Here is a 16,118-nt window from a genome sequence, read left to right as displayed (position 1 = left end):
TCTGTTCGGGGACGGCGTACGCGCGGTCGGCCCGCCCCAGGACGGGGCACCCGTGGTGAGCCGGCCCTCCGCCGCCCTGCCCCCGCCGAAGGAGCGGCGCCGGCTGCGCGAGGCGGGAGCGCTGACCCAGGAGCAGGTGGCCGCCCGGGTGGGGGTCACCCGGGAGACCGTACGGTCCTGGGAAACGGGCCGGACCGACCCGCGCGGTCGCAAGCGTCACGCGTACGCGACCCTGCTGGCGGAGCTCCGGGCCGAACTCACCGCACCCGATCGGCCGTACCCGACGGAGACGGCCGAGACGGTCGAGGCGGTCGAGGCGAGCGAGACGGTCGAGACGCTTCGGGCGGCCGGGGCGGTCGAGGCGGTCGGCGGGGCGGCGGAGCGGCGGGCCTCCCCCCGGGCGCCCACCACGCCGTCCCGAGCGCCCGCGCCGCCCCGCGCACCCACCCGGCCGCCCGCCCACGGGCGCCGCCCCGGCACCGCGCCCCCGCGCTCCACCGCGCCCCCGCTCGCGGGCCAGGTCCGCCACCACAGTCACGCACCGCCCGGAGGGCAGTCACCCGTGAACGCCATCGCCCAGCCCCTGCCCGTGACGGGCCCGTTCGGGCGCCGGCACGCGGCCGACGGTTCCGTGGTCGTCGCCGAGCGCGCCGACGGACTCACCGCCACCCAGGCGTTCGACCAGCTGTACGGGCACAGCGCCCCCGCACTGGTGCGTCAGGCGTATCTGCTCACCGGGCGGCGGACGCTCGCCCGGGAGTCGGTGGAGCGGGCGTTCCACCAGGCGTGGCAGCGGTGGCCGGAGGTCGCCGTGGACCGGGACCCGGCGGGGTGGGTGCGGGCCGCCGCGTACGAGTACGCGATGTCGCCCTGGCACCGGTTCCGGCGGGCGCACCGTCAGCCCGAGCCGCCCCCGGCGCACCCCGACGACCGTGCGCTGCTGAGCGCGCTGCTGGAGCTGCCGCCCGCCCACCGTCGGACGCTGTTGTTGTACGACGGCGTCGGGCTGGACCTGCCGGAGACCGCGGCGGAGACCGAGGCGAGCACCCCGGCGACGGCGCACCGGCTGACGAACGCCCGCCGCAGCGTCGCCGAGCGCGTGCCCGGGCTGGGCGATCCGACCGCGCTGCACCAGGGCCTCGACCGGCTGGCGCGCGGCGAGAAGCTGCAACCGCCCCGGGTGGGCACGATCCGGGAGGACTGCGAGCGCCGCACCCGGTTCTGGACCCGGACGGCCATCGCGTTCACCGTGCTGATCCTCGGGGCGACGGCGCTGACCCTGCGCACCGCGCCGACCGCGTACGAGCCGCCCGAGGCCCCGCCGGAGAGCGTGCGGGGCGTTCCGCCGCGGATGGGTCCCGGTCCGCTCACGGGCGAGCGGCTGGCCCTGCGCGACCTGCTCCGCGAGGCCCCCCGCCGCGGCCCGTACCGGACCCATCCCGAGCTGCGCTGAGCGGTGCCCACAACGGCCGGTGGGCCGCACCCCGTGAGGGTGCGGCCCACCGGCCGTGCTGTGCGCCAGCTGAGCGGGAACTACTTCAGCAGCTCGCGCGCCAGGGTCGCCGTCTCGGTCGGGGTCTTGCCGACCTTGACGCCAGCGGCCTCCAGGGCCTCCTTCTTGGCCTGCGCCGTGCCGGAGGAACCGGAGACGATGGCGCCGGCGTGGCCCATCGTCTTGCCCTCGGGCGCGGTGAAGCCGGCCACGTAGCCGACGACCGGCTTGGTGACGTTGGCCTTGATGAAGTCGGCCGCCCGCTCCTCGGCGTCGCCACCGATCTCGCCGATCATGACGATCAGCTCGGTCTCGGGGTCGTCCTGGAACGCGGCGAGCGCGTCGATGTGCGTGGTGCCGATGATCGGGTCGCCACCGATGCCGACGGCGGTGGTGAAGCCGATGTCGCGCAGCTCGTACATCATCTGGTACGTCAGCGTGCCGGACTTCGAGACCAGGCCGATGCGACCCGGCTTGGTGATGTCGCCGGGGATGATGCCGACGTTCGACTGGCCCGGGGTGATGATGCCGGGGCAGTTCGGGCCGATGATCCGGGTCTTGTTGCCCTTCTCGACCGCGTACGCCCAGAAGGCCGCCGAGTCGTGCACCGCGATGCCCTCGGTGATCACCACGGCGAGCGGGATCTCGGCGTCGATCGCCTCGACGACCGCGTCCTTGGTGAACTTCTCCGGGACGAAGATGACCGTGACGTCGGCGCCGGTCTTGTCGATCGCGTCCTTGACCGAGCCGAAGACGGGGATCTCGGTGCCGTCGAAGTCGACCGAGGTGCCCGCCTTGCGCGGGTTCACCCCGCCGACGACGTTGGTGCCGTCACCGAGCATGAGGCGGGTGTGCTTCATGCCGGTCGCCCCGGTCATGCCCTGGACGATGACCTTGCTGTCCTTGGTGAGGAAGATAGCCATGGCTGTGAGAACCTCGTCCCTTACTTCGCAGCCGCGAGCTCGGCGGCCTTGTCGGCCGCTCCGTCCATGGTGTCCACGCGCTGCACCAGCGGGTGGTTGGCGTCGGACAGGATCTTGCGACCCAGCTCCGCGTTGTTGCCGTCGAGGCGCACGACGAGCGGCTTGGAGACCTCTTCGCCCTTGTCCTTGAGCAGCTGGAGGGCCTGGACGATGCCGTTGGCGACCTCGTCACAGGCGGTGATGCCACCGAAGACGTTGACGAACACGGACTTGACGTCCGGGTCGCCCAGGATGATCTCCAGACCGTCCGCCATGACCTGCGCGGAGGCGCCGCCGCCGATGTCGAGGAAGTTGGCGGGCTTCACGCCGCCGTGGTTCTCACCGGCGTACGCGACGACGTCGAGGGTGCTCATCACGAGCCCCGCGCCGTTGCCGATGATGCCGACCTCGCCGTTCAGCTTGACGTAGTTGAGGTTCTTGGCCTTGGCCGCGGCCTCCAGCGGGTCGGCCGCGTCCTTGTCCTCCAGGGCTGCGTGCCCCGGCTGACGGAACTCGGCGTTCGCGTCCAGGGAGACCTTGCCGTCGAGGGCGATGACCCGGCCGTCGGCGACCTTGGCCAGCGGGTTGACCTCGACCAGGAGCGCGTCCTCGGCCTTGAAGGTGTCCCACAGCGTCACCAGGATCTCGGCGACCTGCTCGGCGACCTCGGCCGGGAACTTCGCCTGGGCGACGATCGCGCGGGCGGCCTCGATGGTCACGCCCTTGTTGGCGTCGACGGGCACCTTGGCGAGGGCCTCGGGGGTCTTCTCCGCGACCTCCTCGATGTCCATGCCGCCCTGGACCGACGCCATGGCGAGGAAGGTCCGGTTGGTGCGGTCGAGGAGGTACGAAACGTAGTACTCCTCGACGATCTCGGGCGCGGTCTCGGCGATCATCACCTTGTGGACCGTGTGGCCCTTGATGTCGAGGCCGAGGATGTCCGTCGCGCGGGCGACGGCCTCGTCCGGCGTCGCGGCCAGCTTGACGCCGCCCGCCTTGCCGCGGCCGCCGACCTTCACCTGCGCCTTGACGACGGACTTGCCGCCCAGTCGCTCGGTCGCTTCGCGCGCCGCCTCAGGCGTGTCGATGACTTCACCGGCCAGCACCGGTACACCGTGCTTGGCGAAGAGGTCCCTCGCCTGGTACTCGAACAGGTCCACGCGCGTCCGTCCCTATCGTGGTCTCGCGGTTCGTTGTCTGCGTGGGCGTGCCGCGAGGGGCAACGTGACTCCGCGGTCACTTGGGGGGCGCACACGGTCGGCCGGGTACGCGGCATGTCCGTCTCGCAGGTTATCCCCGACTGACGGGGGACCTTGAATCTCGGGTGGTCCGGGGGCGGTGATAACAGTCACAAGGCCCAGTGGGGCACGTGGGAGGCGTGTGATTCACGAGACCCGACCCACCACGAGCGGCGGGTGTGCGGCCGGCCGGACCCCGTGGGCACGGCGCGCAGCGGTTCCTAGTCGGCGGGCACCGGCAGGGGTCTGCGCTCGATCGCGGCGGCCATCACCTCGGGGAACGCCTCGGGCGTGCAGGCGAAGACGGGGACGCCGAGCGCGGCGAGCGCCCGCGCGTGCTCCCGGTCGTACGCGGGCGCGCCCTCGTCGGACAGCGCCAGCAGTGCCACGAACTGCGCCCCCGACGCCTTGATCGCCGCCACCCGCTTCGGCAGTTCGCCCCGGACCCCGCCCTCGTACAGGTCGGAGATCAGGACGACCACCGTGTCGGCCGGCCGGGTGAGGTGCCGCTGGCAGTGGGCGAGCGCCCGGTTGATGTCGGTGCCGCCGCCGAGCCGGGCGCCGAACAGCACGTCGACCGGGTCGTGCAGTTCCCCGGTCAGGTCGACCACGGAGGTGTCGAAGAGCACGAGCCGGGTGGCGAGCGACCGCATCGACGCCAGCACCGCGCCGAACACCGACGCGTAGACGACCGAGGCCGCCATCGACGCCGACTGGTCGACGCAGAGGATCACCTCCTTGGCGAGCGACTGGGCGGACCGCCCGTGGCCGACCAGTCGCTCGGGCACCACCGTGCGGTGTTCGGGGAGGTAGTGCTTCAGGTTGGCGGCGATCGTGCGGTTCCAGTCGATGTCGCGGTGGCGGGGCCGACGCACCTTGGCGCTCCGGTCGAGGGCGCCCTTGACGGCGGCCCGGGTCCGGGTCGCGAGGCGTTGCTCCAGCTCCGTCACGACCGTGCGGACGACCGTACGGGCGGTCTGTCGGGTCCGTTCCGGCATGGCCTGGTGCAGCGACAGCAGCGTGCCCACCAGATGGACGTCGGCCTCCACCGCTTCGAGCAGTTCCGGTTCCAGCAGCAGCGCGGACAGCCCGAGCCGGTCGAGGGCGTCCCGTTGCATGACCTGCACCACCGGGGACGGGAAGTACGTACGGATGTCCCCCAGCCAGCGCGCCACGGACGGGGCCGAGGCGCCGAGCCCGCCGGAGCGGTCGCCGCCGGTGCCCGGGTCCGCGGCGGGGGCCTCGTAGAGGGCGGCGAGGGCGCCGTCCATCGCCGCGTCCCGGCCGTGGAGCGGGGGGCCCGGGCCGTCGGCCGCCGCGCCGAGGACCAGTCGCCAGCGTCTGGCCCGCTCGTCGGCCGCCGGACCCCGTTCGCGGTGGTCCGGGGTTCCTCCGCCGGTCGCTGCGGTCATGCGGGGGCCTCCTCGGAGTGCGGGGCGGTCTCGGGGTGCGGGGCGGTCTCGGGGTGGGTGGGGGAACGGTCGCCCGTCGGTCCGGGCGGGGCGGCGGGCGCCGGGGCGCCGAGGAGCAGGGCCAGCACCGGCAGCACCGCGGCGGACCGGGCCGGGTCGGCCTCCGGACCGAAACCGTCGGGGCCCGTGGTCGTCGTCGCGGCCCGAGGTCGTCCGCGCACCAGTTCGCCCAGGGTGCGGCGGACCGCGGGTCCGTATCCGGAGAACGTTCTGCGGAGCAGCGGGAGCACGTCCGTGAACGCCTCCGCCGGGACCGCGCACAGCCAGCCGTCGACCAGGTTCCGCAGCCGCTGGTCGTGGACGAGGAGCAGACCGCCGGCGGGGCCCTGGCCGAGGAATCCGTCCAGCCAGGCGGCGGCCTCGCGGGGCGGGGTGCCGGGCGACAGGGCGAGCCCCATCAGCCGGGCCGCCCCGTCCTCGGACAGTTCCCCGTCGTCCAGCAGGACGCGGGCCGCACGGCCCCGGACCGTAGCGGACACCGTGTGCCGGGCGGCGAGCACGCGCAGCACGGCGTACCAGCGGGTCAGCGGGCCGGGGGCGACGGGAGCGGCTGCTGCTATCTCGGGCGTCTCGGGCGTCTCGGGCGTCTCGGGCGTCTCGGGCGTCTCGGCGAGTAGTCGCACCGCGCCGTGCACCGCCTCCAGGTGGCCGCACATCCGGGCGGCGGCCTCCTCGTCCAGCGAGGCGCACGCGGACGGCAGGCCGACGCAGATCCGGTCGGCCAGGCCCTCGGCGACCTTCCGCAGCGCCCCGGTCCCGGTGCCCCGGACATCGCCGTACCGCACCGAACGGACCAGGGCGGGCAGCGCCGCGGCGAGCCGGCCGACGTCCGTGTCGAGGGCGGCCCGGTCGGCGAGGACCCGCACCACCACCGGGAGCGCGTCCCCGAGCCCGGCGAGCAGACAGCGTTCGGCCAGCACCGTGACGTCCGCGAGGTGCCCGGCCGACACCGCGTCCGCCCGGGCCCGCGCGGTCGCGGCGTCGCGCACCGTGGTCCCCCAGACGCCGGCCTCGGCGACCCGCACCGACAGTTCCGGTTCCCACCGCAGCCGCCAGCCCTCCCGGAACGTTCCGGTGGAGCCGGGGGTGTCGGACGGCTCCCCCCAGGCCACGCCGAGCAGGCGCAGCCGGTGCAACAGCCGGCTGCGGGCCGCGTCGGTGTCGTTGCGCAGGTCGAGGTGGCGCTCCCGGTCCCCCGCCTCCGGGGTGAGCCGCAGCCGGCGCTGGAGCCGGGTGAGGTCCCGTTGGAGCGGCACGGCGGGCGTCCCGTCGGGCACCCGTCCGAGGACGTCCCCGACCACGAGCCGGTCGTGGACCAGGGCCAGCGGGACGTCCGAGCCGTCGCACATCACGGCGCGCGCGGCGTCCAGGGTCTCCGGCAAGCCGGGCAGCGGACGGCCGCGCAGTGCGGCGAGGGTCCCGGCGAGCCGCACCGCCTCGATGACGTGTGCGGGCGAGACGGTCCGGCCCTCGTCCCTCAGGAGGCCGGCGACCTCGATCAACCAACGCTCCACGGGACGGTCGACGCACCGGAACAGGTGCCCGTACCAGCCGGGGGACTCGATGCCCGCGCCGTAGCCGCCGCCCTGGGCGAGCCTGCGGTGGGTCCACGGCACCCAGGTCAGTTCCGCCTTGACCTTGGGCAGTCCGCGCAGTCGGGCCCGGTCCGCCGCGACCGTGACGCTGGCGGCCAGGGCGGGCACGTGCCAGGCGCCGCACACCACGGCCACGTCGTCCCCGAACTCGCGCCGGGCGGCCCGCAGGCGCAGCCGCATGTGGGCCTCGCGGATCAGGTCCCAGTCGTCGACGTGCCCCGGGTCGGTGCCGGCGTCGGCGGTGTCCGCGTCGGGGGGCGCCTCGCGGAGCGCGGTCATGGCTTCGGCGAGCGCTTCGAACGGAGCGAACGGAGCGCGGGGGTCGGACGGATCGGACGGGGTGGACGGAGTGGACTGGGTGGACGGGGTGGACTGGTTCGTGGCGGTGGTGCCCCGGTGTTCCACGACGTCCTCCCACCAGTGCTCCGCGTCCTCGTACCCGGCGAGCCCCGCCAAGACGGCGAGGGGGTCGGCGTGCTGCGGCGCCGGCGCTCCCCCGGCTGCGTCCGCACCGGGGACGGAGCGGGCCAGTGAGTGGGCGGCCGGGAGGTCGATGAACCGGACCGGAACCCCGTGCCGCAACGCCCAGCGCAGGGCGACCCACTCCGGGGAGAAGTCGGCGAACGGCCAGCACTCGTAGGGCACGGAGGCCCCCGAGGACGCGGAGGGCCCGTCCAGCGCATGGGCGAGCAGGGCCACCGGGGGCCGCATCGCCGGGTCCGCGGCGAGCGGCAGCAGCGCGTCCGCCTCGGGCGGGCCCTCGATGAGCACGGCGCGCGGTCCGGCCGCGTCCAGGGCCGCCGCCACGGCCCGCGCCGAACCGGGGCCGTGGTGCCGCACGCCCAGCAGCAGCGGCCCGGCGGGCCCCACGCGGCCGGGGGCCGGACGTCCGGTCATCCGTCCGCCTCTCGGCAGGCGCGGTAGAGGTCGGCCCAGCCCTCGCGTTCGCGGACCACCGTCTCCAGGTACTCCCGCCAGACGGTCCGGTCGGCGGCCGGATCGCGGACCACCGCCCCCAGCAGTCCGGCGGCGACGTCGGCGGGGCGCAGCACCCCGTCGCCGAAGTGGGCGGCCAGCGCGAGGCCCTGGGTGACGACCGAGATCGCCTCGGCGGTGGAGAGGGTGCCGCTCGGGGACTTCACCTTCGTCCGCCCGTCCGCGGTGATCCCGCCGCGCAGTTCGCGGAAGACCGTGACGACGCGTCGGATCTCCAGGGCGCCGTCCGGTGCCGACGGCAGGTCGAGGGCGCGGCCGAGCTGTTCGACCCGCCGGGTGACGATCTCGACCTCGTCCTCGGCGCTTGCGGGCAGCGGCAGGACGACCGTGTTGAAGCGGCGGCGCAGCGCGCTCGACAGGTCGTTGACGCCGCGGTCCCGGTCGTTGGCGGTGGCGATGAGGTTGAACCCGCCGACGGCCTGGACCTCCTCGCCCAGTTCGGGGATCGGGAGGGTCTTCTCGGAGAGGATCGTGATCAGCGAGTCCTGCACGTCGGCGGGGATGCGGGTCAACTCCTCGACCCGGGCCGTGGCGCCTTCGGCCATGGCCCGCAGCACGGGACTGGGGACGAGGGCGTCGCGCCGGGGGCCGTGGGCGAGCAGCCGGGCGTAGTTCCAGCCGTAGCGGATCGCCTCCTCCGGGGTGCCCGCGGTGCCCTGGACGAGCAGCGTGGAGTCCCCGCTGACGGCCGCCGCGAGGTGTTCCGACACCCAGGTCTTCGCCGTGCCCGGCACCCCGAGCAGGAGCAGCGCCCGGTCGGTGGCGAGCGTGCTGACGGCGACCTCGACGATGCGGCGCGGGCCCACGTACTTGGGGGTGATGACGGTGCCGTCGGGGAGCGTGCCGCCGAGCAGGTAGGTGGCGACGGCCCAGGGGGAGAGCCGCCAGCGTTCGGGGCGCGGGCGGTCGTCCTGGGCGGCCAGCGCGCCGAGTTCGGCCGCGAAGGCGTGTTCGGCGTGCGGTCTCAGCACCCGTGCGGCCGATCCGTCCGTCCTCGCGGGCCCTGCTGCTCCCTCGGTGCCTTCCGTGCCCGACCGGACGGACGGCGTGGGTGTGGGCGCGGACACGGACATCGGCGTTCCCCCTCCAGATCGACGGTTCTGATCCGGTGTCCACCGTGCACCACGCCACTGACAGCGGCCTCGATGGAGGGTGAACTCGCAGGTCAGGGGCGGTTGTCAGTGGGAGGGCCTACCTTCGGTGACATGGCTGGGCAGGGGGTGGGTGCGATGACGGACGCGAGGGGGGCGGCCCGGGCCGCGGCGGGCCGGCGGGCGGTGCGGCGGGAGGCCCGGGTGACGGCCGGGGCCGAGGAGTTGGAGCGGCGGCTCGCCGACGTGTTGCGCGGCGGGCTGGCGGCGGCCGAACGGGAGGGGCGGGCGTTCTGGGAGGAGACGGCGGCCCGGATGGTCGATGCGCAGGCGCCGGGGTTGGCCGCCCGGGCGCGGGAGTTGGCCGCGCTCGCCGGTTCGGGTCCGGGGTGGCCGGTGCGGATGCTGGAGGAGTGCGCGCTGTTGCACCTGTTGGCCCGGGGTTGGTTGCGTCGGGACGCGTTGCCGGGGGACCTCGCGGCCACGGTGCGGATGCGGGTCGGGCTGCCGTGCGCGCCGGAGGGGGAGCCGGTGCCGGACCGGTGGTCGGTGCTGGCGCAGTACGACACGGTGGAGCCCCCGTTGACGACCCGGCGGATCTGGGTGCACGGGGCGCGGTCCGGGCGGACGGCCCTGGTGCTGTCGTACGGGGCGGCCGGGCGGCCGCCCGCGCTGTCCCTCCCGGTCGGGGGCGTGGTGGAGGCCGCGGCCGTCCCGTACCCGGGGGCGGGCCGGTCGCGGGTGGACCTGGGGGCGGACGCCGTGGTGACGGGCCCGTCGCACGACCTCGCGCTGCCGGCCGGGGTGCGGGTGGCGGAGGCGGTCGCGGCGTACGGGGCGGGCGTGGCGGCCGATCCCTGGGCGGAGCACCGGGCGGTGACGGTCGCGGGGGTGGTCCCGGTGCTGGTGGGGGACCTCGGGCAGGTGGTCGATCCGGGGACCGGGCGGGCGTTGCCGCTGACCTCCGGGTTCCTGGGCGGCGCGGGGCTGTGGCGGCTGGTCTCCCTCGCGGGGGGCTCGGCGGTCACCGTGTTCGGTGAACTGGGGCACGGGGGTCTGCGACCGCTCAGCGCTTGGGCCCGTGACGGGCCGGTGGTATCGCTCGCCTGACCCCAGACGGTGCGTCCTTCCCTGCGGGTGCGCGGTGGTTACTCGCGCAGTTCCCCGCGCCCCTTGGGTGCGTCCCCCTGCGGGTGCGTTGTCCCGTGCGGGTGCGTCGGGGTTGCTCGCGCCGTTCCCCGCGCCCCTATCGGGGCCCGTGCCGGGGGCCATACCCGGGGGGGCGTGTTGGGGGCGGATGGCGATGAGGCGCCCCGTCAGGGGCGCGGGGAACTGCGCGAACAAGCACGACGCACCCGCAGGAAAGACACGGACGGGAGGTGATCCGGTGAGCGGCAAGTGGGACGACTGGATCGTGGCCGCACTGCTCGGCACCGCACGCCGGGAGGTCCCGGATGTGACGCCGGGCCCGTGGGGCCTGTTGGACGCAGCCGCCGAGGAGGTCCTCCGACGCCGAGCGGGCCTGACCCCCGCGACGGGAGCCCCGTTGCCCGGGCCCGCGCCCGCGGACCCCCGACCACCGACCCCGCGCGAGGCGGCGCACCGATTGGCGACGCTGCTCGCGGACCGCCCACGAACGGTCGGCGCGGCGCGCCGGGCCGCCGCACCGGATCTCACCGAGTTGCTCCCCCAGTGGCTCACCGCTGCGAACGCGCACGGCTACGCACCCCCGCCGGAGCTGCTGCCCGATCTGCTGGACGCGGCCCGCTCCCGTACGGACCTGCGCCCCGCGGTCCTCGGGTACGCGGGTCCCCGTGCCCGGTGGTTGGCCGGGCTCAACCCGCGGTGGCGCTTCGTGCTGCGCGCCGCCCCGGGCCCCGGGTCGTCGCTGCCGTCCGTCGACGACCCGCAGGCGGTGGCCCGGGTCTGGCGGGAGGGCCTGTTCGCCGAACGGGCCGCCCTGCTCGACACGGTGCGCGGCCACGATCCGGCCGCCGCCCGGGCCCTGCTCCGCAGCACCTGGGACGCCGAACGCGCGGAGGACCGGCTGATGTTCCTCGATGCGTTCCGCGCGGGGCTCGCTCCGGCCGACGAACCGTTCCTGGAGGTGGCCCTGGCCGACCGCAGCCGCAACGTCCGGGCGACGGCGGCCGACCTCCTCGCGGCGCTGCCCGGCTCGGCGCTCGCCGCGCGGATGGCACAGCGGGCCGCGGCGTGCGTGGTCCCCTCCCCCGCCCCAGCCTCCGCCTCCGAGGGAGGGCCCGCCGGGATCGTGGTGACGGCGCCGCGGACGTGCGACCCGGACATGGAACGCGACGGCGTCCTGGCGAGACCCCCGGCGGGCCGGGGCGAACGGTCCTGGTGGCTGGGCCAGCTGGTGGAGGCCGCCCCGCTCGCCACTTGGCCGGGGCGCCTGGGCGTGCCGGACGCCCGGGCGGTGCTCGCGCTCCCGGCGGCCGAGGGCTGGCGCGACGACCTGCACGCCGCGTGGTGCCGGGCGGCGGTCCGGCAGGGGGACGCCGACTGGGCCCGGGGGCTGCTCGGCGCCCCCGCCGCACCGGGCGCGGGCGGCCCCGGCGCGGTGTCCCTGGCGGAGCGGGCGAAGCTGCTGGCCGTGCTCGGCGACGGGGAGCGGGCCGACTGGGTCGCCGGGTTCATCGCGACGCACGGCCTCTCGGAGGCGTTCCAGTTGCTCGGCGGTTGTGCGGTCCCGTGGTCCCGGCCGCTCGGCCGGGCGGTGGTCGACGCGCTGAACATCGCTCGGGACGCGGGGAGTTACCCGTGGAGCTTCAGCGGGGTGATGGGGTTGGCGGAGCGGTGCCTCGACCCCGCCGAAGGGGAGCGGCTGACCGGGTTGACGGCGACTCCGGACGAGTCGGAGGACGCGGCTCCCGGCGCGGGCGGCTACTGGGCGGAGTCCTTCCAACGCCTGCTGGGCACCTTGGAATTGCGTGCGGTGATGCTGGCCGAACTGTCTCCGGACGCCCCGTGACCCGGCGCGGGCCCGCCGCCAGTCTTCCCTGCGGGTGCGTCGTGCTTGCTCGCGCAGTTCCCCGCGCCCCTGACGGGGCGCCCCTCACCGTCGCCGTTCCCCGACACGGCCTCAGCACGGGCCCCGATAGGGGCGCGGGGAACTGCGCGAGCAACCACCGCGCACCCGCACGGGACACCGGCGCGGGCCCGCGCCGGGCGGGCCGGGGCCACCCGGAGACCTCGGTCACGCCCCGGCGGACTGGCGGACGTTCGCCCGCACCCAGTCCACGATGGAGGTGGTGGTGGCACCGGGGGTGAAGATCTCGGCGACGCCGAGCGCCTTGAGCGGGGCGATGTCGGCCTCGGGGATGATGCCGCCGCCGAAGACCAGGATGTCCTCCGCGTCGCGCTCCCGGAGCAGTTCGATGACCCGGGCGAAGAGGGTGTTGTGGGCGCCGGACAGGATGGACATGCCGATCGCGTCGGCGTCCTCCTGGATCGCCGTGGCGACGACCTGCTCCGGGGTCTGGTGGAGCCCGGTGTAGATGACCTCCATACCGGCGTCCCGCAGCGCCCGTGCGATGACCTTCGCCCCCCGGTCATGACCGTCGAGCCCCGGCTTGGCGACGACCACACGGATCGGCCCGGCTGCCACACCCATCACTGCCTCCCAGTACGTACGAGAACGAACCCGCCCGACGGGCATGTACCCACGGTCACCCGCCGTGTGCACGACGGTGGTTCCCGCCGTGCGGGGCCGGTGCCCCCGGCCCCACGGGCCCGGTCAGTGAACGAACGTTATCCCGGGCGCCCGAGGGCCGGCAGTTTCGCGATGCCGACCGAGGGGGAAATCACACCGTGGGACACGTTCACCGCGTCCGTCACCGCGGCCACCCACGAGGGCCGCCCCGGCAGCGGGCGCGCGGGAGCCACGGCACGCACCGCTCCCCCCGCTCCCCCGGGACCGCGAGCCACGCGGACCGGCGGTGGGGAACGGGCCGCACGCCGTACGGTCGTCTGCGCCGAGCCGGGCGCGGGGCGGACGGGACGGCGCCGGGTTCCCCTGAGGGCGTCCGGGGACAGAGCCGTCCCCCGGGTGCCGACGGGAGGTCCGCCGATGAAGGTGACCCGCACGGGGCCCTTGTCCCCGCCGTTGCTCCGGTGCCTGCCGCTGGTCCGCGCCCTGGCACTGGGCGAGCAGCCGGCGCCCCCCGGTCGGGGCCTGCCGCCGCTGCCGTTCCTCCCGGTCTCGCTCTCCCTGCTGCGACTGCCGTTCCCGCTGCCCCCGGCCGGTGCGGAGCGCGCCGCGCTCACCCGGGCCGGCCTGCTCAAGGCCACGGCGCTGGAGGCCGCGGTGCTCGCCGGGCACCTCCTGCTCTACCCCTCGGGGCTGGTCCAGGAACGGCGCGGCGCCCTCACCCGCTCCTCGGACGGGCCCGACGTCCCCGACGGCCCGCCCGAGGTCCCGCCCGACGACCGACCGACCCCCCTCCCCGCACCGCCGCTCCCCCGCGACTCCCGCGACTCCCACGACTCCCACGACTCCCACGACGGACGGTCCGACGCGCCCGGCCGGACGGACCCGGGCCCCCCGGTGGTCCTGCTGCACGGCTTCGTGGACAACCGCTCCGTGTTCGTCCTGTTGCGACGGGTGCTCGGGCGGCACGGGCGGCAGGTCGAGGCACTGAACCACTCGCCGCTGACCTGCGACATCCGGACCGCCGCCGAAAACCTGGGCCGGTACGTCGAGGAACTGTGCGCCCGCACGGGTCGGGCGGAGGTGGACCTCGTCGGACACAGCCTGGGCGGACTGATCGCCCGCTACTACGTCCAGCGGCTCGGCGGTGACGCCCGGGTGCGGACCGTGGTGACGCTGGGGACTCCGCACGCCGGGACCCGGGCCGTGCCGTTGATGGACCTGCACCCGGTGGTGCGACAGATGCGGCCGGACTCCGAGGTGATCGCGGAGCTGGCCCTACCGGCACCGGGCTGCCGGACCCGCTTCGTGAGCTTCTGGAGCGATCTGGACCAGGTGATGGACCCCCTGGAGACGGCCCGTCTGGACCATCCGGACCTGCTCGCCCGCGCGGTGCGCGTCAGCGGGGTCGGCCACCTCGCCCTCCCCGTCCACCCGACGGTCACGGCGGGCGTCCGGGCGGCTCTCGACGGTGACGATCCCGACGACGGAGCCGCCGACCGCACGCGGCACGCCCGCGCACCCCGACGACACCCCCATGGAAATGTAACCGACGTCACACCCCGTTCCGGCAACCGTGGCGCCGACGGTCGCACCGCTGCCTGATCCCCGCCATCCGACGGAGACGTCGGCCGAGACGCCGGCGACCCGCCGACCCCCGGGCCGACACGGGTGTCACCGCACCACAAGCGCCCCCCGCGCACTCCACACCACCCTCCAACACCCCAACGCGCTCCCATCCCCGAACCGCCGGGGCGCGCAACCCCCTTGGCTTCTGCGAATCGAACGCCGTTCGAACGCACGACCAAGGCTCCGTCGAGGCCCCGTCAAAAGGCGGCTGAATGCCCGTTTCCCCACCCCAGGAAGCCCGACGAAGATTGTCGCGCCCGCATACCGCCGGGTACAGTCGCCGCACTGTTCCGCCCCCTGGGCCCGCTCCCTCAGCGGCACCGCCGTCAGGTCCCAGCCCAGCTCCTGCTTCCGAGCGAAAGAGAAGTTGGTGAACGACCGTCACCCGGCGGGGACCGCAACTCCCCCGGCAGCACCCCAGGAAGCGGCTCCGTCCCCCTTCGGGTCGTACGACCAGGGCCCGCAGCACGGCGGGTACGGGGGGTACGACGGCCACTCCAGTTCCTCGTTCACCACCTTCGCCGCCGACCCCCTCTTCGGGGACATGGCCGCCCCGGCCGACACGACCGGCGCGTACGACACCGGTTCCTGGGGCACGGTCGCCGACACCGGCACCCACGCCTCCCTGAACTACGACGCGTACGCCGCGCAGCACCACGCGTACGACGCCGGGGCCACCGGTTCCTACACGACCACCGGAACCTGGGACGTTCCCGCGTACCCGCTCGGCGGCATCCCCGAACAGCAGCTCCCCGAGGCCGCCGACACCGGGCAGTGGCAGACGCAGCAGTTCACGGGGACCACGTACGACACCCGCACCTTCGCCGCGCAGGAGTACGACTCCGGCACGTACGACGCCACCGCCTGGAACTCCGGCGGCCCGGCGCCTTCCTACGACGAGCCCGGTGAGTACGCAGAGTACGAACAGCCCGTCGCCCCGCAGGAGTCGTACGCGGAACCCGAACGGGTCGCCTTCGCCCAGCAGGAGACCATCTGCGGTCCGCTCGACGTCTACGGGGAGTCCGAAGCGGCCTCGACGACCGTCCTGCCCGAGGTCGTCCCCGTCGACGCACCCCCCGCGCCCGGTGGGCTGCCCGCCGAAGACGGGGCGGACCACCACCACCCCGAGGTCGCGCCCGTCGTGCTGTCGCGCCGCGCCGCCCCCGCCTCCCGGTCCCGCCGTCGGCCCCCCGCCAAGCGCTCCGCCCTGCTGACCGTCGCCGTGCCCTCCGCCTGTGTGATGGGCGTGGCCGGGATCGCCGCCGCATCGGTGACCATGGCCAGCGACGGCGACAGCAAGGAGAAGACGGTCGCCGCGCCGGACCCGACCGCGGTCAAGCCGTCCGTCGCCAACAACAAGCTCGACTCCCAGATCGCCGGCCTCTCCGCCGACGCGGGTGACTTCGCGGACCGCGCCAGCCGGACCCAGGAGCGGATCGACCTCAAGGCCAAGCAGGAGGCGGACCGCAAGAAGGCCGCCGAGGCCGCCGCGCTCAAGGAGCGGCTGCGGCCCAAGTTCATGCTGCCGGTGAAGCAGAACGGGCTCAGCGCCTACTACGGCCAGGCCGGCATCAACTGGATGTCCCTGCACTCGGGCATCGACTTCCCCGTCGGCTACGGCACGCCGGTGATGGCCGCGACCGACGGCACCGTGCGGACGCAGGTCCACTCCGCGTACGGGAACATGGTCATCGTCACCGCCAAGGACGGCACCGAGACCTGGTACTGCCACCTGTCGCGGTACGGGATCGTGAACGGTCCCGTGAAGGCGGGCGACGTCATCGGGTACGCCGGCGACTCCGGCAACTCCACCGGTCCGCACCTCCACTTCGAGGTCCGTCCGGGCGGCGGGTCACCCGTCGACCCGCTGGCCTGGTTCCGCAGCCACGGCCTCGACCCCACCTGATCGTTTCCCCCCCCGCTCGTCGCCGGGGCGGCCCCGAGGGACCGCCCCGTCTGCAACGACCAGGGCT

Annotated in this window: 11 protein-coding genes; 5 read left to right on the top strand and 6 right to left on the bottom strand. The window is 75.0% G+C overall.

Translation table 11 applies throughout. The annotated features are described in order from the left end of the window. The first annotated feature begins 52 nt into the window (after positions 1-52). On the top strand, positions 53-1,453 hold the full coding sequence (locus ACFYOU_RS20050; RefSeq protein WP_391307257.1) for a helix-turn-helix domain-containing protein: 1,401 nt from the start codon (positions 53-55) through the stop codon (positions 1,451-1,453). 80 nt (positions 1,454-1,533) lie between these two features. Here ACFYOU_RS20050 and sucD read toward each other — a convergent pair whose 3' ends face one another. From sucD to ACFYOU_RS20025, 5 genes are all read right to left on the bottom strand, one after another. Continuing rightward, the gene (gene sucD, locus ACFYOU_RS20045) at positions 1,534-2,415 is read right to left on the bottom strand and encodes a succinate--CoA ligase subunit alpha (RefSeq protein ID WP_385493497.1); all 882 of its coding nucleotides are present in this window, start codon (positions 2,413-2,415) and stop codon (positions 1,534-1,536) included. A 20-nt stretch (positions 2,416-2,435) separates the two neighbouring features. After that, positions 2,436-3,614, bottom strand: a complete 1,179-nt coding sequence (sucC, locus tag ACFYOU_RS20040) for an ADP-forming succinate--CoA ligase subunit beta (protein WP_387000095.1) — start codon at positions 3,612-3,614, stop codon at positions 2,436-2,438. A 299-nt stretch (positions 3,615-3,913) separates the two neighbouring features. Next, positions 3,914-5,104 (bottom strand): VWA domain-containing protein, encoded by a 1,191-nt coding sequence (locus ACFYOU_RS20035; protein ID WP_391307186.1) that lies wholly within the window; start codon positions 5,102-5,104, stop codon positions 3,914-3,916. Further along, positions 5,101-7,656: a DUF5682 family protein gene (locus ACFYOU_RS20030; protein ID WP_391307184.1), complete on the bottom strand. Its 2,556-nt coding sequence runs from the start codon at positions 7,654-7,656 to the stop codon at positions 5,101-5,103. The genes ACFYOU_RS20035 and ACFYOU_RS20030 overlap by 4 nt, the downstream gene beginning before the upstream one ends. Further along, positions 7,653-8,828, bottom strand: coding sequence for an AAA family ATPase (locus tag ACFYOU_RS20025; RefSeq protein WP_391307182.1), 1,176 nt, complete (start codon positions 8,826-8,828; stop codon positions 7,653-7,655). Before ACFYOU_RS20025 ends, ACFYOU_RS20030 begins: the two co-directional genes overlap by 4 nt. Before the next feature lie 132 nt (positions 8,829-8,960). Here ACFYOU_RS20025 and ACFYOU_RS20020 point away from each other — a divergent pair, with 132 nt between their 5' ends. After that, on the top strand, positions 8,961-9,956 hold the full coding sequence (locus ACFYOU_RS20020; protein ID WP_391307180.1) for an SWIM zinc finger family protein: 996 nt from the start codon (positions 8,961-8,963) through the stop codon (positions 9,954-9,956). A 187-nt stretch (positions 9,957-10,143) separates the two neighbouring features. Then, positions 10,144-11,838, top strand: coding sequence for a DUF5691 domain-containing protein (locus ACFYOU_RS20015; protein WP_391307179.1), 1,695 nt, complete (start codon positions 10,144-10,146; stop codon positions 11,836-11,838). Between the two features lie 225 nt (positions 11,839-12,063). On the opposite strand, the gene ACFYOU_RS20010 is transcribed toward ACFYOU_RS20015, so the two are convergent. Continuing rightward, positions 12,064-12,480 (bottom strand): cobalamin B12-binding domain-containing protein, encoded by a 417-nt coding sequence (locus ACFYOU_RS20010; RefSeq protein ID WP_385493506.1) that lies wholly within the window; start codon positions 12,478-12,480, stop codon positions 12,064-12,066. 456 nt (positions 12,481-12,936) lie between these two features. Here ACFYOU_RS20010 and ACFYOU_RS20005 point away from each other — a divergent pair, with 456 nt between their 5' ends. After that, positions 12,937-14,121 (top strand): alpha/beta fold hydrolase, encoded by a 1,185-nt coding sequence (locus ACFYOU_RS20005; protein WP_391307177.1) that lies wholly within the window; start codon positions 12,937-12,939, stop codon positions 14,119-14,121. Positions 14,122-14,515: 394 nt separating this feature from the next. Then, on the top strand, positions 14,516-16,051 hold the full coding sequence (locus ACFYOU_RS20000) for a peptidoglycan DD-metalloendopeptidase family protein (protein ID WP_391307175.1): 1,536 nt from the start codon (positions 14,516-14,518) through the stop codon (positions 16,049-16,051). Positions 16,052-16,118: the final 67 nt, after the last annotated feature.

The organism is Streptomyces sp. NPDC005955 (assembly GCF_042871255.1).
Classification (GTDB): Bacteria; Actinomycetota; Actinomycetes; order Streptomycetales; family Streptomycetaceae; genus Streptomyces.
This window is presented reverse-complemented; position numbering and strand designations above follow the sequence as displayed.